This window comes from Pseudochrobactrum kiredjianiae, from assembly GCF_030362795.1.
Taxonomy (GTDB): Bacteria; Pseudomonadota; Alphaproteobacteria; order Rhizobiales; family Rhizobiaceae; genus Pseudochrobactrum; species Pseudochrobactrum kiredjianiae.
In genome coordinates, this window is record NZ_JAUCBM010000002.1 from 46,717 (window position 1) to 66,084 (window position 19,368).

The 19,368-nt window shown below is 52.5% G+C and carries 18 protein-coding genes; 14 read left to right on the forward strand and 4 right to left on the reverse strand.

What is annotated here, in order from left to right:
* The first annotated feature begins 34 nt into the window (after positions 1 to 34).
* The 14 genes from lldD (at position 35) to QUF18_RS06360 (ending at position 16,122) form a co-directional block, all read left to right on the forward strand.
* Positions 35 to 1,243 (forward strand): FMN-dependent L-lactate dehydrogenase LldD, encoded by a 1,209-nt coding sequence (gene lldD, locus QUF18_RS06295; protein ID WP_289386222.1) that lies wholly within the window; start codon positions 35 to 37, stop codon positions 1,241 to 1,243.
* 134 nt (positions 1,244 to 1,377) lie between these two features.
* On the forward strand, positions 1,378 to 3,045 hold the full coding sequence (locus QUF18_RS06300) for a thiamine pyrophosphate-dependent enzyme (protein ID WP_374807058.1): 1,668 nt from the start codon (positions 1,378 to 1,380) through the stop codon (positions 3,043 to 3,045).
* Positions 3,042 to 5,126, forward strand: a complete 2,085-nt coding sequence (locus QUF18_RS06305; RefSeq protein ID WP_289386224.1) for a hydantoinase/oxoprolinase family protein — start codon at positions 3,042 to 3,044, stop codon at positions 5,124 to 5,126. The genes QUF18_RS06300 and QUF18_RS06305 overlap by 4 nt, the downstream gene beginning before the upstream one ends.
* Positions 5,123 to 6,742, forward strand: a complete 1,620-nt coding sequence (locus QUF18_RS06310; protein WP_289386225.1) for a hydantoinase B/oxoprolinase family protein — start codon at positions 5,123 to 5,125, stop codon at positions 6,740 to 6,742. The genes QUF18_RS06305 and QUF18_RS06310 overlap by 4 nt, the downstream gene beginning before the upstream one ends.
* On the forward strand, positions 6,739 to 7,956 hold the full coding sequence (locus tag QUF18_RS06315; RefSeq protein ID WP_289386226.1) for a pyridoxal phosphate-dependent aminotransferase: 1,218 nt from the start codon (positions 6,739 to 6,741) through the stop codon (positions 7,954 to 7,956). The genes QUF18_RS06310 and QUF18_RS06315 overlap by 4 nt, the downstream gene beginning before the upstream one ends.
* Positions 7,957 to 8,772: an NAD-dependent epimerase/dehydratase family protein gene (locus QUF18_RS06320; RefSeq protein ID WP_374807056.1), complete on the forward strand. Its 816-nt coding sequence runs from the start codon at positions 7,957 to 7,959 to the stop codon at positions 8,770 to 8,772.
* A complete protein-coding gene (locus QUF18_RS06325) occupies positions 8,769 to 9,974 on the forward strand; it encodes an NAD(P)/FAD-dependent oxidoreductase (protein ID WP_289386228.1) in 1,206 nt (401 codons plus the stop codon). Before QUF18_RS06320 ends, QUF18_RS06325 begins: the two co-directional genes overlap by 4 nt.
* Before the next feature lie 81 nt (positions 9,975 to 10,055).
* A complete protein-coding gene (locus QUF18_RS06330) occupies positions 10,056 to 11,009 on the forward strand; it encodes a LysR substrate-binding domain-containing protein (protein ID WP_289386230.1) in 954 nt (317 codons plus the stop codon).
* Positions 11,010 to 11,121: 112 nt separating this feature from the next.
* The gene (locus tag QUF18_RS06335) at positions 11,122 to 11,754 is read left to right on the forward strand and encodes a hypothetical protein (RefSeq protein WP_289386231.1); all 633 of its coding nucleotides are present in this window, start codon (positions 11,122 to 11,124) and stop codon (positions 11,752 to 11,754) included.
* A gap of 297 nt (positions 11,755 to 12,051) precedes the next feature.
* Positions 12,052 to 12,822, forward strand: a complete 771-nt coding sequence (locus tag QUF18_RS06340; protein WP_289386232.1) for an amino acid ABC transporter ATP-binding protein — start codon at positions 12,052 to 12,054, stop codon at positions 12,820 to 12,822.
* A complete protein-coding gene (locus QUF18_RS06345; RefSeq protein WP_289386233.1) occupies positions 12,822 to 13,463 on the forward strand; it encodes an amino acid ABC transporter permease in 642 nt (213 codons plus the stop codon). Before QUF18_RS06340 ends, QUF18_RS06345 begins: the two co-directional genes overlap by 1 nt.
* Positions 13,460 to 14,113 carry an amino acid ABC transporter permease gene (locus tag QUF18_RS06350; protein ID WP_289386234.1) on the forward strand — a complete coding sequence of 218 codons (654 nt, stop codon included), beginning with the start codon at positions 13,460 to 13,462 and terminating at the stop codon, positions 14,111 to 14,113. Before QUF18_RS06345 ends, QUF18_RS06350 begins: the two co-directional genes overlap by 4 nt.
* A gap of 24 nt (positions 14,114 to 14,137) precedes the next feature.
* Positions 14,138 to 14,968, forward strand: a complete 831-nt coding sequence (locus tag QUF18_RS06355; RefSeq protein WP_289386235.1) for a substrate-binding periplasmic protein — start codon at positions 14,138 to 14,140, stop codon at positions 14,966 to 14,968.
* A 254-nt stretch (positions 14,969 to 15,222) separates the two neighbouring features.
* Positions 15,223 to 16,122, forward strand: a complete 900-nt coding sequence (locus QUF18_RS06360; protein ID WP_289386236.1) for a LysR family transcriptional regulator — start codon at positions 15,223 to 15,225, stop codon at positions 16,120 to 16,122.
* 8 nt (positions 16,123 to 16,130) lie between these two features.
* Here the strand turns inward: QUF18_RS06360 and QUF18_RS06365 are convergent, their stop codons facing one another.
* From QUF18_RS06365 to QUF18_RS06380, 4 genes are read right to left on the reverse strand one after another with little or no spacing between them, the layout of a single operon-like run.
* Positions 16,131 to 16,829: an ABC transporter ATP-binding protein gene (locus QUF18_RS06365; protein ID WP_289386237.1), complete on the reverse strand. Its 699-nt coding sequence runs from the start codon at positions 16,827 to 16,829 to the stop codon at positions 16,131 to 16,133.
* The gene (locus QUF18_RS06370) at positions 16,826 to 17,572 is read right to left on the reverse strand and encodes an ABC transporter ATP-binding protein (RefSeq protein ID WP_289386238.1); all 747 of its coding nucleotides are present in this window, start codon (positions 17,570 to 17,572) and stop codon (positions 16,826 to 16,828) included. The genes QUF18_RS06365 and QUF18_RS06370 overlap by 4 nt, the downstream gene beginning before the upstream one ends.
* Positions 17,569 to 18,492, reverse strand: coding sequence for a branched-chain amino acid ABC transporter permease (locus QUF18_RS06375; protein WP_289386239.1), 924 nt, complete (start codon positions 18,490 to 18,492; stop codon positions 17,569 to 17,571). Before QUF18_RS06375 ends, QUF18_RS06370 begins: the two co-directional genes overlap by 4 nt.
* Entirely contained in the window at positions 18,489 to 19,346 is an 858-nt protein-coding gene (locus tag QUF18_RS06380; protein WP_289386240.1) for a branched-chain amino acid ABC transporter permease, read from the reverse strand. The genes QUF18_RS06375 and QUF18_RS06380 overlap by 4 nt, the downstream gene beginning before the upstream one ends.
* Positions 19,347 to 19,368: the final 22 nt, after the last annotated feature.

A 19,368-nucleotide genomic window follows, 5' to 3' on the forward strand; every position in this document is an offset into this window, starting at 1 on the left:
TTCGCGCATGGCGTTTATCATTCGGGAGTGAATTATGATCATTTCATCTGCATCCGATTACCGTGAAGCGGCAAAACGAAAACTCCCGCCTTTTTTGTTCCATTATGCTGATGGCGGCGCAAATGCGGAAACAACCTTGCGGCGAAATACAGAAGACCTTGCTGAAATTGCACTCAACCAAAATGTCTTACGCAATATGAGCCAGCTTCAATTAGAGACAGAGCTTTTTGGACGAAAACTGGCAATGCCTGTGGCACTCGCACCTGTCGGACTAACAGGCATGTATGCCAGACGCGGTGAAGTTCAGGCTGCGAAAGCCGCAAGCAATAAAGGGATACCGTTTACACTCTCAACAGTGTCTGTCTGTCCGATTGAGGAGGTGCAAACTGCGTCTTCTGAACCGATCTGGTTTCAGCTTTATGTGCTTAAAGATCGCGGTTTTATGAAAAACGTTCTTGAGCGTGCGCAACAGGCAGGCATTAACACACTGGTTTTTACGGTTGATATGCCGGTGCCCGGCACCAGATATCGTGATGCCCACTCCGGAATGTCGGGGCAATATGCGAAAATCCGGCAGATGTTGCAGGCCATCACCCATCCGCAATGGGCTTATGATGTCGGCTTGATGGGGCGTCCCCATGATCTAGGGAATATATCCGCCTATCGCGGCAAGCCGACAAAACTGGAGGATTATATTGGCTGGCTCGGCAAAAATTTTGACCCGTCAATCAGCTGGAAAGATTTAGAGTGGATCAGGGATTACTGGGACGGAGCAATCATTATTAAAGGCATTTTGAATCAACAAGATGCCAGAGATGCCGTCAGCTTCGGAGCAGACGGTATTGTTGTGTCCAATCATGGCGGACGGCAATTAGACGGCGTCTTGTCCACCGCAAAAGCACTGCCTGCAATCGCTGATGCGGTTAAAGGTAATATAAAAATTTTAGCGGATTCAGGCGTGCGCTCCGGCCTTGATGTGGTGCGCATGATTGCACTTGGGGCAGATTGCATCTTGCTGGGAAGGCCGTTTATTTATGCCCTTGCCACTGCTGGCCAAAAAGGCGTTGAGCACGTTTTGGATTTAATTCATCACGAAATGCGTGTGGCCATGACGCTGACCGGAACCAACTCAATTGCAGAGATAAATAAAAACACTTTAGCAAGTTTTTCTCATACTCAGCACCAAATGCATGAGTTTTACCGAACCGATTCAACAAATCGATCCAAGCCTACGAACAAGTAAATCTTGTCGATTAACGCGTTTTCTTGATTTTTGAACCCTCCCCGGCATGCATTTATAAACAAGGCCGGAAATGGGTATCTCCGGCTTTGACGAACCTGAGAAGGTTCCGCAGTTTATAAGTCGGAGGGTAAGGCATAATGCGTAACGGGGGAGAGCTCCTTGTTGAAAGTCTGATCGCGCTTGGAGCGCGAAAGAGTTTCGGTGTTCCGGGAGAAAGCTATCTGGCAGTGCTGGACGCACTTCATGACACCAAAGGCAAGCTAGATTATATCCTGTGCCGGAATGAAGGCGGCGCGGCATTTATGGCTGCTGCCTATGGCAAACTGACCAATACCCCCGGCCTTTGCTTTGTTACCCGTGGTCCCGGTGCCACCAATGCCTCCATAGGTGTGCATACAGCCATGCAGGATAGCGCACCGATGCTGCTGTTTATCGGTCAGGTCGGCACAGATATGACCGGCCGTGAAGCTTTTCAGGAGATTGACTACCGCGCCATGTTCGGTACGGTCGCTAAATGGGCAGTGCAGATCGATCAGGTCGAGCGTATTCCGGAAATTCTGGCACGCGCATGGACAGTGGCTACGACCGGTCGTCCGGGACCTGTGGTGATAGCACTACCGGAAGATATGCTGACCAGCCTCACCGACAAATCACCTCTGACCGCACCGGCTAAAATCGCATTTCCTGCTCCGCAAGTGGAAGCAATGACGACAGCGCAGCAAATGCTGAAAGCCGCGAAAAAACCGGTCATTCTGATGGGCGGCACCAACTGGACCGAAACAGGTCGCAGCGCACTGCAAAGCTTCGCTGAACAGTCCGATATTCCTGTGGTTGCAGCCTTCCGCTATCAGGATCAGTTTGACAATTTCTCTTCAGCCTTTGTCGGTGAAGCCGGTGTGGGCATGTTGCCCCATGTCAAAGCGCTGATCCGTGATGCCGATCTCATTCTCGCAATCAATGTTCGTTTCGGCGAGATGACCACCGACGGCTACACATTGCTTGATGTACCGGTGCCGCAGCAGAACCTGATTCATGCTCATCCGTCCGATGCGGAAATCGGCAAAATCTATGTGCCGGATTTAGGCATTCACGCCTGCCCGAACAGTTTTGCACAAAGCCTGCAACCGGTCAGCGGTGCATGGACAGACTGGCGCAAAACCGCCCGTGATGCCTATCTTGCCAGTTTTGATGCCCCTGCCCAGCCATCACCGGTGGATATGGTTGCGGTCATGACCTACTTGCGCGACCGCCTGCCGGAAGATGTGATCCTGACCAATGGCGCAGGCAATTTCACGGTCTGGCCAAATAAGTTTGCAAAATTCGGCACCAAAGCACGGCTGCTCGCTCCGCAATCCGGTGCCATGGGTTATGGGGTTCCGGCAGCGATTGCCGCCAAAGTGGCTGAGCCTGAGCGTATGGTGATCTGCTTTGCCGGAGACGGTGATTTCCAGATGAATTGTCAGGAACTCGGCTCTGCCATGCAAGCAGGTGCGCAGCCGATCATCCTCATACTCAATAACGGGATTTACGGCACGATCCGCGCCCATCAGGAAAAGCATTATCCGGCACGCGTCTCCGGCACCACAATGGAAAATCCGGACTTTGTGGCACTGGCAAAATCCTATCGTTTTCATGCCGAACGGGTGGAAACCACAGCAGATTTTGCCGCTGCTTTCGAGCGTGCTGCAGCGTCTAAAACCGGCGCGGTGCTGGAACTCAATATTTCACCGGAAGCCCTTACACCCCGCCAGACATTAAGCCAGATGCGCGCTGCCGCATTGGCAGCGAAGGAAATGGCATGACATCCCGAAACGACATCCGGCTTGGCGCAGACATCGGCGGCACTTTCACCGATATCGCACTGGATATGCGCGGAACGCTCTATTCCACCAAAGTTCTGACCAATTACACCGCACCGGAACAGGCTATTCTCGACGGTATCCGCATTGTCACGGAACAGGCAGGCATCAGCCCTGCCGAGCTCGATATTGTTATTCACGGCACCACGCTGGCCACCAACGCGCTGATTGAACGGCGCGGTGCCAAGACAGCTTTTGTGACCACCGAAGGCTACCGTGATGTTATCGAAATGCGCAGTGAAAATCGTTTCGAGCAATATGATCTTAATCTGAAACTCCCCGCCCCTCTGGTCGCGCGTGAACATCGTTTTACGGTCAAAGGCCGTATGAATGTGCAGGGTCAGGAATTGCAGCCGCTGGATGAGGCAAAGCTGGAAGAAATCGCCGATGCCATTCTGGAAGGCGGCTTCGGTGCAGTGGCGATCGGCTTTATCCACTCTTACATGAATCCGGAGCATGAGCGCCGCGCCCGTGCGATTTTGCAACGCAAACTTTCCGTGCCGATTTCCATTTCGGCGGAAGTTTCACCGCAAATGCGTGAATTCGAGCGTTTCAACACTGTTTGCGCCAATGCCTATGTGCGTCCGCAAATGGCGGATTATCTGGCGCGTCTGCAAGTACGGCTCAAAGAAATGGGCGCTTCCTGCCCTGTCTTCATGATCCATTCCGGCGGCAGTCTGATTTCCGTTGATACAGCGTCTGAATTTCCAGTGCGTCTGGTGGAATCCGGCCCTGCAGGTGGTGCGATCTTCGCGGCCGATATTGCCCGTCGTTTTGGCATTGAAAATGTCGTTTCCTACGATATGGGCGGCACCACAGCCAAAATCTGCCTGATCGAAAATTTCGTTCCGAAAACCGCGCGTACTTTTGAAGTCGCCCGCACCTATCGCTTCTGCAAGGGTTCCGGCATGCCGATCTCCATTCCGGTGATCGAGATGATTGAAATCGGTGCAGGCGGCGGTTCCATTGCATGGGTAGACTCGATGGGACGCATCCAGACCGGCCCTGAAAGCGCTGCCTCTGAACCCGGCCCTGCCTGTTATCAGCGTGGCGGTACCCGCCCTGCGATTACCGATGCCGATTTGATGCTCGGCAAACTCGATGCCGATAATTTCGCCGGTGGCGCGATTAAGCTCTCGGTACAAAATGCAGAAACGGCCATCGACAAAGATGTCGGCTCCAAGCTTAATCTGAAACCGCTTTCTGCTGCTTTCGGCATTTGCGAAGTGGTCGATGAAAATATGGCCAATGCCGCCCGTGTTCATGCAGTGGAAAACGGCAAAAACATCTCCGATAATATTATGATCGCCTTTGGCGGTGCCGCACCGTTGCATGCTGCCCGCCTGTGCGAAAAACTCGGCGTTGAGCAATGTCTCATCCCGCAGGGCGCAGGTGTCGGTTCCGCTATCGGCTTCCTCAAAGCACCATTCGGTTATGAAGCTCTGGTTTCGCATCTCGCCAAATTATCCGGTATCAATCTTGATGCGGTCAATGCCACGCTGGCGGACCTCAGCACGGCAGCGGAAAGCTTTGTGCGCAGCGGCACTGATGCGCCGCTGGAGCGCGAAGTCACCGCCTTCATGCGCTATGCGGGTCAGGGTTGGGAAATTCCGGTCACCGCACCACAGCCACCATTTAACGATGAGGCGCTGGCGACAATCCGCGAGCGTTTCCTTGAGAATTACGCACGCTTCTTTGGCCGCCCGATTGAAGGTGCGGAAATTGAAATCGTCACATGGTCGGTGAAAGTGGAAGTCAAACAAAACTTCACCCAAAGCGGCACTGTCAGCCATGGCGATCGTGTCATCACCCCTGCCTTACAGCGCGATGTATTTGACCCGAGCCATGGCGCTATGTTGCCGACCGGTATTTTTGATCGTGGCACCTTACAGACCGGCGATCGTGTAGCAGGGCCTGCGATTATTACCGAGCGCGAAACCTCCACCATTGTGACCGCACCATTTGATGCGGTTATCCAGCAAGACGGCACAATTCTGCTGGTGAAAAAAGGAAAATCCGCATGAGTGAACTGGATGAAATCCGCATGCAGGTCATGTGGAACCGTCTGATCTCCGTGGTCGAAGAACAGGCCTTGACCCTACTGCGCACGGCTTTTTCCACCTCTGTGCGTGAGGCAGGCGATCTTTCTGCCGGTGTGTTTGATCCGCAGGGTCAGATGCTGGCACAGGCAGTGACCGGCACACCGGGTCATGTGAACACCATGGCCGAAGCGGTGCTGGAATTTATCAATGAAATTCCGCGTGAAGAGATGTTCGAGGGTGACACCTATGTCACTAATGATCCATGGAAAGGCACCGGCCATCTCCATGATATCACGATGGTTTCGCCGTCCTTCCTCAATGGCGAGCTGGTGGCCTTCTTCGCCTGTACTGCCCATGTGGTCGATGTTGGCGGCCGTGGCTTCGGTGCAGATGGTAAATCCGTCTATGAAGAAGGCATTCAGATTCCGATTATGAAATTTGCCGAACGTGGTGTGGTCAATAAAGACCTGATCCGCATTCTGCGTGCCAATGTGCGCGAGCCTAATCAGGTGATCGGCGATTTCTACTCCCTCTCCGCCTGTAACGAAGTCGGCCATCGTCGTCTTGTCGATATGATGCGCGAGATCGGCCTGACATCGCTTGATAATCTGTCGGAATTTATCTTTTCACGCACCACCAATGCCATGCGCGAGCGTCTGGCGCAGTTTCCTGAAGGCTCGTGGTCAAATGAGCTGATGACAGACGGTTATGATGAACCGATCCGTCTTGCAGCTGTAGTTGATATGAAAGACGGTCTGGTAAATGTGGATTTCACCGGCAGCGACCCGATGAGCCGTTGGGGTATCAATGTTCCGATCATCTATACCAAGGCCTATGCATCCTATGCGTTGAAATGCGTGCTGGCACCGGAAATTCCGAATAATGCCGCCTCGCTGGCTTTCTTCACCGTGTCATCCGAGACCAATATTCTCAATGCGCAACGCCCTGCGCCGGTTAGCCTGCGTCATGTGATCGGTCACATGGTGCCGGATCTGGTGTTCGGCGCACTGGCCAAGGCTTTGCCGGGTCAGATCATGGCTGAAGGTGCCGGTGCATTGTGGAATATTCATATTTCCGTGCGCCCTGTGGCAGGACAAAGCGGACAGAATGCCGAAGTGCTGATGTTCAATTCCGGCGGCATGGGTGCGCGCCCTGCCCTTGACGGCTTGTCAGCAACCGCCTTCCCGTCGGGTGTTCACACGATGCCGATTGAAGCAACTGAACATACCGGCCCCGTGATTATCTGGCGTAAAGAATTGCGACCGGATTCCGGTGGTGGCGGTGAGTTCCGCGGCGGTCTCGGACAGGTCATTGAAATCGGTGCGGCGGACAATCATGAATTTGATTTTTCCGCGATGTTTGACCGTGTTACACAAGCGCCGCGTGGCCGTAATGGCGGGAAAAACGGAACTGCAGGTTCTGTGAAACTCGATGACGGCACCGCAATGCGCTCTAAAGGCTGGCAGCATGTGCCTGCAGGTAAAAGACTGGTGCTTAACCTGCCGGGCGGCGGCGGATATGGCGATCCGGCGCAGCGCTGCGCAAAGGCACACGAGCAGGATAAAATTCAGGGTTATGTCACGGAGGAGAGACAATGACCTATATTTCTTCACGGCTGGCAGCGGTTAAGCCGTCTGCCTCCATGGCCGTTTCGCAAGCTGCCAAAGCACTCAGTGCCAAAGGCATTGATGTGATTGATCTGGGACTTGGCGAGCCGGATTTCCCGACACCGGCGCATATTACTGAGGCTGCCTATCAGGCAGCCAAAGCCGGTGATACGCTCTATACGGCAGCGCTTGGCACATTGGCGCTGCGCAAGGCGATCGTGGCCAAATTTTCCCGCGAGAACGGGCTGGATTATGCCACTGATGAGATCATCGTTTCCAACGGTGCCAAACAGATCATTTTCAATGCGCTGATGGCAACACTGGAAGATAGTGACGAAGTTATTCTGCCGACACCGTATTTCGTGTCCTATCCGGAAATGGCGAAATTGCTTGGCGGCAAACCGGTGATTGCCCAGTGCCGTGAAGAAGACGGGTTTCGCCTGACACCGGAAATTCTGGAACAGGCAATTACACCGAAAACCAAATGGCTGTTTCTCAACTCCCCCGGCAATCCATCCGGCGCAGTCTATGATGAAGCCAGCCTCAAGGCGCTCGGTGCGGTGCTGGAACGCCACCCGCATGTGCTGGTTCTGTCCGACGAGATTTATGAGCACATCATCTTTGACGGGTTGAAATTTATCTCTTTTGCCAAAGCCTGTCCGCAGCTTAAAGACCGCAGCCTGATCGTCAACGGCATGTCCAAAGCCTATGCGATGACCGGTTGGCGTGTCGGCTTTGCCGCTGGCCCCTTGCCTCTCATCAAAGCTATGGCCACGGTGCAGAGCCAGTCGATTACATCTGTCTGCTCGATTGCACAGGCCGCCGGTACAGCGGCGCTTGAAGGGTCGCAGGATCATATCCGCACTTTCCGCGATGCATTTCAAAATCGCCGCGATCTGGTGGTTAAAGGCATCAATGCGATTGAAGGTTTGAGCCTGCGTGTGCCGGAAGGTGCGTTCTATGCCTTTATTAATTGCGCCGGTCTGATCGGCAAGCAATGTCCGGACGGCTCTGTGCTGAGTGATGATACGGCGGTTGCAAACTACCTGCTCAATGAAGGCCATGTCGCCGCAGTGCCGGGTACTGCTTACGGCATGTCACCTTATTTCCGCATCTCGACAGCAACATCTGATGAGGTGCTGAGTGAAGCGATCAGGCGCATTGCCGGTGCTGTTGCACGTCTGAAACCGGCATCAAAGGCATAAATCATGGATTTTGATACAATTCTTATCACCGGCGCTGCCGGAAGGCTCGGCACCGAACTGCGCCGCGGCTTGGCACCGCTGGCACGTAAATTGCGTCTCACGGATCGTGTTGCACTCAATGATCTTCAGCCGAATGAAGAAGCCGTGATCTGCGATCTTGATGACGCTGATGCGATCATGAAACTGGCGGAAGGTGTGGATGTAATCCTGCATTTCGGCGGTGAACCGCTGGAAGTGTCTTGGGAACGTATTCTGCGCTCCAATATTCAGGGTAGCTATAATATTTATGAAGCCGCCCGTAAAAATGGTGTGAAACGCGTGATCTATGCCTCCTCCGTCCATGCCATCGGCTATCATGAACTGGAAAGCCATATTGATGCGGATGCCCCGCATCGTCCTGACAGTTTCTATGGTCTGTCCAAATGTTTTGTCGAAGACCTCGGACGGCTTTATTGGGATAAATTCGGCATTGAGACAGTCGCACTGCGCATTTTCTCTTCCTTCCCTGAACCGGCAGACCGCCGCATGTTATGGTCATGGCTGTCATTTGATGATTGCGTGCGTCTCGTTTCCGCCGCGCTCACTGCACCGCGTGTCGGCTTTACCGTCAGTTTCGGCATGTCGGATAATTGCGTGTCGCCGGTCGATAACAGCAAGGCAAGCCATCTCGGTTATCAGCCGCAGGATAATACGGAAAGCTATCGTGCCGCTGTCGAAAGCCGCACCAAGCGCTCCGATCCATATGCACCAGCAACCCGCTATCTCGGCGGCTGGTTCGTCGATATCGGCCATCCTGATGATGAGGTGAAATCATGAAACAACATTATGATGTCGTGATTATCGGCGGCGCGGTCATCGGTTCTTCGGTCGCTTATTTTCTGTCACAGAACCCTGATTTTAACGGTTCAATCCTCGTTGTGGAACGCGATCCGACCTATGTGCGCGCGGCCACCTCGCTGTCGTCCTCTTCGATCCGCAACCAGTTTTCCAATCCGATTAATGTGGAAATCAGTCGTTTCGGCACAGAATTTATCCGCAATTTTGCGGAGGTGATGCAAGTTGCCGGTGACAAGCCGGATCTGCAATTCCATGAAGGCGGTTATCTGTTCCTCGCCAATACGTCGGATCAGGTGCAGACTTTGCGTGAAAATCACGAAGTGCAAATCGCCTGCGGCGCTGATGTTGTGCTGTGGGATCGTGAGGAACTGAGCCGTGCTTTCCCGCACCTCAATACTGACGATATTCTGCTGGCCTCCTATGGCCGCTCCGGTGAAGGCTGGTTCAACAATACCGGCCTGATGTATGGATTCAAGAATAAAGCCCGTGAACTCGGTGCCGATTATATCACCGATGAAGTGGTGGCCATTCACCGTGACAATAATCGTGTCACCGGTGTGGAACTGAAGTCCGGCCAGACGATTTCGGCGGGTATAATCGTCAATGCATCTGGTGTCAGTGCGGCTTTGACCGCACGTATGGCAGGGCTGGACGTGCCGATTGAGCCACGCAAACGCACATTGTTTGTCTATGACTGCGCCCAAACACCGGAAGGCAGTGCCACAGTCAATGGCGGCCGCCTGCCGTTGATGATTGATCCGAGCGGCGTTTTCTGCCGTCCAGAAGGCCGTTTCTTCTTGACTGGTTGCCCACCGGTAGAAGACCCAGCAGTCGATTGGGATGATTTCACGCCGCGCTATGAAGAGTTTGAAGATATCATCTGGCCAGCGCTCGCAGAACGCTCACCGGCTTTTGAGGCAATCAAAGTCGTCAACCAATGGGCGGGGCATTATGATTTCAACGTGCTGGATCATAACCTAATCGTCGGCCGTCATCCTGAGGTGGAAAACTTCATCTATGCCAATGGTTTTTCCGGCCACGGCTTGCAGCAAGGTCCGGCAACAGGACGCGCTGTGTCCGAGCTGATCACCTATAATGCGTTCCGCACGCTTGATCTCTCAGAGGTCGGTTATGAGCGCGTGATTGCCAATAAGCCTTTCCTTGAAAAGGCTGTGATTTGATATAAACCATAACGAGCATAAGGGAGAGCGGAGGCAGGCAATGCATATCAGTCAGGTCACAATCAAGATTGGTTACAGACCATGAATGACAGGGTGCCGCGTCTTCCCCCGCTCAATGCTTTGCGCGTCTTTCACGCGGTGATGCGCTATCGCAGTTTTCGCAAAGCGGCTGACGAATTATTTGTCAGTCCGCAAGCGGTCAGCCAGCAGATCAAACTGCTGGAAGACACGCTGGGGATTATGCTGTTTGACCGCAAAGGCCGCATGGTTGATCCGACAGAACAGGCCATTCTGCTCGCGCATTTTGTGCAAGCCGGTTTTGACGAGTTCGCCGAAGGTGTGCGTCGTGTTACCAAGACCGGCCACCGCAATCGTATCAATGTCAATGCCAGCCCCTATTTCGCCACCCGCTATCTGATGGACCGCCTTGAGCAATTCCGCACCACAATGCCCGGTGTGGTATTGCAGCTGACCACTATGGTGGAAATCCCCGATTTTGGCCGCGATGATATTGATGTCTCAGTTCAATGGGGCTTTGGCGAATGGGCGGAATTTGACCAGACATTGCTGGTACGCGACCCCAAAATTATCTGCTGTGCACCGGCGCTCGCACATCGGGTGCGCAAACCGGAGGATCTGCTGAGCATGACTTTGCTGCATCCTGTTCTGGCCACCAATCTATGGCAAAAAGTTCTGCGTCACCTTGATCTGCAGGATATTGAAGCCAAAGGTGATGTGCAGTTTCAGGATGCCGCCACTATGCGCCGCGCCACTCTGGCAGGTATGGGGATGGGGTTGGTTTCAGCCATTGATGCGATTGACGATTTGCGTCAGGGACGGCTGATTGCTCCGCTTGGCATTGATGCTTTAAGCACCATGAAAGAAGAAGATATTCCGGGTTTTTATCTGGTTGTGCCGCGCGGCTACCGGCGTGTGAAAACCATTGCGGCTTTTTGCGACTGGATCAAAGGCGAAGACTGGTCAGCAATGCTGCGCCGTGAAATGGTTACTGACGACATTCCTTACACGATATAAATGCCCGCAATCCATTGACCAATTACCCTATATCTGCACAGTGAGGTAATCGAACAACCGCGCCTGTAAAAGTGATTGTACTATGCCAAATTCTGTCTGGGTTAGCAGCGTAATGAGTGACTCTTCAATCGGTGACAGGCAGGGTATACGGGAAAAACATTTTGGTTTGGATTGGGCACCACCAACGTTCAATCTTGGGCTTTCCCCTAAGCGTATTTTCGAAGCTCACTTACGTCATCGGAAAGGGGAAAAACTTGAACGTACTGATTTTCCGGAAGCGATGTATATCTTTGCTGAGGGGAATTGGAAGCGCTGTGGTGATTTGTTCACTGCGGGCACTTTTTACGCAATAAAAGGCAAATTAGCTGAAGTTTTAAAAAACTTTGATCTCGGTGAAGGTGGGCTGATCGAGTTTCCGATTTATGCGGCGGATAAAACAACGCAACTGCCCGGCCCTTTTTATTTGCTGAATTTTGGTGCGATCAAAGATAGTTTTGTTCCTTCCAAAAGCAAGAAACTGTACTCACGCCGGACAGTTGAAAATGACGGCTATGAACGTTGGGCGACGTATAGACTGGAAGATGGTGATATTGCGGTAACAGCAGCAGCCCTTGGAGGCGCGGATTTATGGTTCGAACGAAAACTTGAATTCAAGATTTTCATGAGTGGGAGACTGCATGATGCCATTCTTGCTGCAAAAGTGAAAACAAAATTTCAATTCGCAAAAGCACAAATTATCGACTGATCTGCTACAGACCAGCCTCTGACAACACTCTTTCATGCAAAACTGACTTTGCAAGGCATAAGCACGAACAGGCCTGCTTCTGCAAAATTTCCGTTTCACCCTATTATCAAGAAAATCTTGTCGTTTAGCCACTTTTCTTGATTTGGTACGCGCGTCCTGCACGGCACACTGGCCTCAGTACGGAACGGCGTAAACAATTGCAAAAATAACAACAGCTTTACCAGCCACCGCCGCTCCGAGGGGTAACACATTTCAGTGCCGTTCAGGTTTCATCCGGCGGCGGTGACGGAAAAGGCAATGCAGCAGACACAAAATCACATCAAACCACTGGTGCACGTGGAAGCGCTTGAGAAAAACTTCGGCTCACTCTCGGTTCTCAAGAGCGTAAGCCTGAGCGTGCAACCAGGCGGCGTATTGGCGATTATCGGCCCCAGCGGCTCCGGTAAAAGCACATTGCTTCGTTGCCTCAATTATCTGGAAATACCCGATAAAGGCCGTATCACACTGGGTGATATGGAACTGATCGCTGAAAAACATCCGTCACAAAAGCAAATTCTCGATTTACGCCGCTCAGCCGGAATGGTGTTTCAGTCCTTCAATTTGTTCCCGCATATGAGCGTATTGCAGAATGTTTCGCTCGCGCAAAAACGTGTTCTTGGTCGCTCACAGCAAGAGGCTGATGAACGTTCCATTGAACTGCTCAAACGTGTGGGTTTGGATTCCAAGGCGGCAGAATATCCGCACCGTTGCTCCGGAGGCCAGCAGCAGCGCATCGCCATTGCCCGTGCGCTGGCGCTGAACCCGAAAATCATGCTGTTTGACGAGCCTACCTCGGCACTTGACCCCGAACTTGGCTTAGAGGTACTCGCCGTCATGCGTGAGCTGGCGCAAGATGGCATGACGATGATTGTTGTCACCCATGAAATGCATTTTGCTGAGAGCGTTTCCGACCATGTAATGATTATGGCCGATGGTAACATCATTGAATCCGGCATCAGTAAAGACGTTATGCGCGATCCGCAGACGGAACGCGCACGCCGGTTTCTGCATGCGGTGAGAGATCGCTGATGCAGGACATAATTCTCAATATCATCAGGGGATTGCCATCAACCATTAGTTTGACGATTGCAGCCCTGTCTATCGGTCTAGTATTGGGTGTGCCGCTGATGCTGGCACGGATATCCAAACATTTCTGGCTGCGTCTGACAGCAATGGCGCTGATTACTTTTGTGCGCAGCATTCCGCCGATTGTCTGGCTGTTTGTTATCTTTTTCGGGCTCGGCAGTGGTTATCTTCGTGTTGCACCGTTCCCTGCGGCGGTTGTCGGTCTTGGGTTGATTGCGGCGGCCTATATGGCTGAAATTTATCGGGGTGCGCTTTTGTCCATTCATCGCGGACAGTGGGAGGGTGCTGCAGCGCTCGGCATGCATCCTTTCCGCATGTGGATTGATGTGATTATGCCCCAGCTTATCCGTGTCGCTCTGCCCGCAATGGCAACCTATGCCATAGGATTGCTGAAAGATTCTGCCATTGCCTCCACAATCGGCGTTGCCGAGCTAACCTTCTATGCCAATCAATCTTCGATGGCGACCTATCGTGGCCTTGAGGTCTTCAGCTTCGTTGCCCTGCTCTATATCGCTCTCAGCCTGCCGGTTGCATGGATGTCCCGCAGCATTGATGCAAATATGCGAAAGAAGGTGTCACGATGATCTCTGTTTTAGCTGAGCAATTTCATAACTGGCTCCCGCAAATGCTTGGCGGCTTACGTATCAGCCTAATCGTCACCGGCATGAGCCTGCTGATTGGTATTCCGCTGGGTTTTTTTCTCTCGCTCGGTGTGATGTCAAAGGTGAAGCCAACTCGCTGGGCAGCACTTACACTTGTTGAGGTCGGGCGTGGCGCACCATCTTTGGTATTGCTGCAATTTGCTTATTTCGGCCTGCCTACAGCCGGTCTGACGCTGACCTCATGGTCTGCCAGTATTTTGGCACTGAGTTGGACAACAGGCGCTTATACCAGTGAAATCATCCGTGCCGGTTTGCAATCTGTGCCTGCAGGTCAGCGGGAAGCTGCTGAAGCTATTGGCCTGACAAAACTCGATATGATGCGCTTTATCGTTGTGCCGCAAGGATTGCGTATCGCCATTCCGGCCTTACTCGGTTTTGCAATTTTGATTTTTCAGACCACATCGCTCTGCTTTGCCATTGCGCTGCCGGAGCTGACAGCCCGCGCCTATGAAATCGGCACCAACACATTCCAATATCTGCCGGCTCTTGTACTGGCCGGTCTGCTTTATCTGCTCATTTGTATTCCGGCGACAATGATCGTCGGTTTTATCGAAGCGCGTGCACAACATTAATCAAAACACTAAAGGGGAAAAAGCATGAAAAAACATATCACTCTGACCATTGCAGCGGCTCTGGGCACTACGATGCTGGCCTCGGCAGCATTTGCACAAGATTGCACACCGCAGCATAAAATCACGACTGTTGAAGCTGGTTTTCTGACAATTGCTGCACCAACCTTCCCGCCTTTCTCCATTCCAAAAGGAGAGCATGATCTGACCGGTGTTGATGGTGAAATCGTTAAAGAAATCGCCGCCAAAGAATGCCTGAAAATCAAGGTAGCAGCCGTAGAATATGCGACAGCGATTCCGTTTGTGGTCTCTGGCCGTGCGGATATTGCCATTGGCAATTATTATCGCACCGATGAACGCCAGAAAGCCGTAAACCTCTCCGCACCGCTATACTTAGATGAAATGGGACTTTACTCCAAAGATGGCGTAACCACAGTGACCCAGCTCGAAGGCCGCAATGTCGGCACCGTGCAGGGCTATCTCTGGGTCAATGAACTCAAAGCCATTCTCGGCGATAAACTCAGCCTCTATAATAACTATGTTGCGCTCTATCAGGATCTGGAAGCCGGACGCATTGAAATCGCTGTTGACGGTGTTGCTGTTGGCACTGCGGCACAGCAGGGCGGCGCATTGAAAGGTATCCAGATCAAGGTTGCGGGCAAAGATGAGCGCGTACAAAGCTCCGTCTATCCTGCACAGGCTGGACTGCCACTGTCCAAAAACAATCCGGACCTGCTGGTTGCCGCCGATGATGTTGTAAAAGAACTGCATAAATCAGGCCGTATGGTTGAAATTCTGAAAGAATTCGGCCTGCCGGAAAGTGCTGCTGATGTTGGTGAAGCCCGCCTGATCAAATAAGCGTCACGCTACTTGGCTCCCCTGCCCCTTCATAAGCAGGGGAGCACTATAGATTTCAGCCATTTTCTTCAAAGGGTTGGTACATTCACAACCAGTCGTTTTTTCAGTCCCCGACTGCCTGACCGGCCTTACCTTGTATCACCGGCTTATTCCCGTTAATAAAGCCGCAGATGTTTATGATGAGTTTGAAATTATGCCGGTTCTCCAACAAGATATAACGCCTGCATTCTGGCAAATCACGAAAGCCACAGCCAATGCTTGAGCGCCAACATCTTGCAATCCTGTTTGAAGTTGACAGGTTAGGAAGTGTCACGGCCGCCGCGCGTCAGCTCAACCTGACACAATCGGCACTGAGCCATGCTATCCGCAAGTTGGAAGAGCGCTGCGGTGCAGCCTTGTGGGAAAAAGACGGGCGCCAATTGCGTCTCACGCAGGCCGGTGAATATCTGCTCAAACTCTCCAAACGAATTTTGCCGCAAATGGAACGCGCCGAACAGGTTCTGGCCGATATCCGTGCCGGACAACGCGGCGCATTGGTGATCGGCATGGAGTGCCATCCGTGTCATCAATGGCTGATGCGGGTGATGCAGCCTTATTTAGCGGCATGGCCGGATGTGGATATTGACCTCAAAACCGCTTTTCATACGGGTGGAGTGGCTGATCTTTTATCCCATGATATTGATATTCTGATAACACCCGACCCCTATGAAACACGCCATATTCATTTTACGCCGGTGTTCGCCTATGAACTTGTGCTGGCAGTGCCGGAACATCACCCGCTAGCGAAAACTGATTTTGCCCGCCCGCAGGATTTATTGTCCGAGACTCTGATTACCTATCCAATCGAGCCGGAAAGACTGGATATATTTACCCAGTTCCTGCTGCCGCACCATTGTTATCCCTACCGCCACCGCACAGTTGAAACCACGGAAATGATGCTGCAACTGGTGGCCGCCGGACGTGGGATCAGTGCGATACCGGACTGGCTGCTGCGAGGAAACTCGGAAGAACTGAATATCAGAACAGTCCGTATCGGTCAGAGCGGCATCCATAAAAACATTCATTTAGGTATCCGAACCGGTGAGGACAGCACTGATTATATTGCAGGCTTTCTCAAGACCTCCAAAGAAACAAAAGTCCTGAAAGTTCGCTGAAAAACAATTCAGGAAAGCGCCATTAACCGATCCAGCAGACCGTCCTCCTGCAACAGTGACGCGCTGTCTCCTGACCATGCCATGCGTCCGCGATCAATCACGCAGGCATAATCGGTGAGCGGCAAAATCTTACGTGCTTTCTGCTCGACAACAATCATAGACAGACCGCCACTGACAAGTCGACCAAGACCGGCCATTACCTCATCCGCAATTACCGGCGCTAGTCCTTCCAGCGGTTCATCGAGCAATAGCAGACGCGGATTGAGCATCAAGGCGCGGCCAATCGCCAGCATTTGCTGCTCACCGCCGGAAAGGGCATCGCCCATATTACGGCGGCGTTCCTCAAGACGGGGGAAAAACGCATAAACCCGCTGCAATGTCCATTCACCGCGCCGTGCCGTTACGGTGAGATTTTCCTCGACACTCAGTGAACGAAAAATATTGCGTTCCTGCGGCACCCAGCCGATACCGGATGCAGCACGGTTTTCCGGCGAAAGACTGGTAATATCGCGTCCTGACACGTGGATTGAACCGCTCATATAGGTGGTTACACCAATGATGCTGTCCAGCAAGGTGGTTTTACCCGCCCCGTTGCGGCCAAGAACCGCAAGCGATTTTCCGGCTTCAAGGTTCAGACTGATATCACTCAGCACCTGTGCCCCGCCATAACCGGCAGCCAGAGCTTGAATAGTGAGCAATTCACTCATCCGTCTTCTCCGAGATAGATAGCACGCACTTGCGCAGAAGCAGTGATTTCCTGCGGTGTTCCCTCGAGAAACAATTCGCCCTGCACCAGCACCGAAATACGGTCGGCGAAAGAAAAAACCAGTTCCATATCATGCTCGATCAATACAATTGTCACATCTTCCGGCAATGTTTTCACAAGCGTAAGCACTTCATGGCGCTCTTCTTCAGGCACACCAGCAGCCGGTTCATCCAGCAGTAACACACGTGGTTTGAGAGCCAGTGCCAAACCAATTTCCAGCAGACGCTGCTTGCCATAAGGCAGACGGGAAACAAGTTCATCCGCAACATCTGTCAGGCCGATCTGTTGCAATAATTGCTCTGTTTCCTGAACAACAAGTTTATCAGATTCCAAAGCTCGCCAAAAACGCCAGCCATGTTTATAGCGTTCCGCAACAGCCAGCATCAATGAGCGACGGGGCGTAAAACCGGCAAACAACCGGTTGATCTGGAATGTACGGGCAAGCCCCTTTTGCACACGTTGCCATGCCGGTCGTGTGGTGACATTTTCGCCCAGCAGATAGATTTCACCTGAACTGGCCGGGAATGCACCGGTTAGCAGATTGATCAGTGTGGTTTTACCGGCTCCATTTGGACCGATCAAAGCATGTCGCGCACCTTGGCCGATAGTAAGCGAAACCTGATTGGTGGCAGTGAAACCACCAAAATGCTTGCTGAGATTACGGGTTTCCAGTGCAATGGTCATCGCAAAACCCTCGGCAACAGCATCGACAGGCGCTCACGCCCTGTCAGCACCAGAATAACCAGCAGCAAACCTATCCAGAACATCCAGTATTGCGGTGTCAGAACGGATAACCAATCACGCAACAAGATGAATAAGACAGCCCCCACGAGCCCGCCATAGAGCCAACCCGTACCACCAATCACCAGCATCAGCAGCACATCAGCGGAGCGATGAAAGGCCAGCACATCGGGGGAAACAAAACTGGTCGTCTGGGCAAGTAATGCGCCTGCCGCTCCCGCCAGTGCTGCTGCTAATGTATAGATCGCAATAATACGCCGCCCTGCTGCAATGCCAAGCATACCGGCTCTGACCGGATTTTGGCTGATTGCCATCTGTGATACACCGAAAGGTGAACCCATGATCTGTCGCACAACCAGCATAGCGAGGAACAAGACCGCCAGCGCATAGAAATAGCCGACCTGACCGGCAAAATCGAATTCAAACAAGCCTAAAACAGGATCGGAAAAGAACCCGCTCAAACCATCCGCACCGCCGGTCAGCCACGAGGCACGAATTCCCGCTTCATAGAGCATCATGGCAACGCCGATTGTTGTCATCAACCGTGTCAGATCATTACCGCGCAAGATCAGAAAACTGGACAATAATCCGGCACAGGCAGAGATGAGCATGGCGAAAATCAAACCCAACACCGGATCAGCGTTGAAGTGCAGCGCGAACAATCCGGCTGCATAGGCACCAATTCCGAAAAAAGCTGCATGACCCAGCGATACAATTCCGGCAAGTCCAAGAATGAGATCAAGCGACAATGCAAACAGTGCCGTGATAATAATCTCTGTCAGCAACAGGGTTTTGCCCGGTATAATAAAGGGTGCTGCAATCGCAACCACAAGCAGACAAAGCAGCAGAATAATGCGTTTCATTTCTGCCCCCGCGCAAACAACCCCTGCGGACGAACCAGCAAAACCACAATCATCACGGCATAAATCACAAAAGCACCGAAATCAGGGAAGTAATATTTACCGGCTACATCCGCGACACCGAGCAGCAAAGCGGCAATGAATGGTCCGGTAATTGAAGATGTGCCGCCGACCGTCACCACGATCAGAAAATAAATCATTGTTGTCAGCGGGAATTGCGGATCCAGTGCCATGAGTTCGATGCCCAAAGCACCGCCCAGTCCTGCAAGTCCTGAACCGGCAGCAAAGGTCAGTGTGAAAATACGGTCTACACCAATACCCAATCCCCGCGCAGTCCGTGTGTCATCGACGGCTGCACGCAACCGGCTGCCAAGGCGGGTATAGCTCAGAATATATTGCAGACCCGCAGCCAGTACGGCACACAGAACAATAATGAACAGCCGGTAACGGCCGATGCTAATAGTGCCAATCTCCCAGCGACCGGTTAATGATGCCGGTAAGCTTGTCATTTGCTGCTGTCCGCCCATGCTCCAATCCGCCGCGGCAATAGCCATAAACACGATGCCGATCGAAAACAGCACCTGATCGAGATGCGATTTGCCATAGAGCCTGCGATAGAGCAGCCGCTCCAGCACGGCGCCGACCAGAGCGGTCACAACAAAAGCAACCGGCAGGCAGAGCCAGAAAGACACGCCCATCTTGTTGATGAGCACCACGGTAATATAGCCACCGGCCATGGCAAACGCGCCATGAGCCAGATTGACGAAGTTCATTAATCCGAGTGTGACAGAGAGCCCGCAGGCAAGGACAAACAGGAGCATGCCATAGGCAATGCCGTCGAAGAGAATTGTCAGCATTGGTCTGTGATTTGCCCCGTTC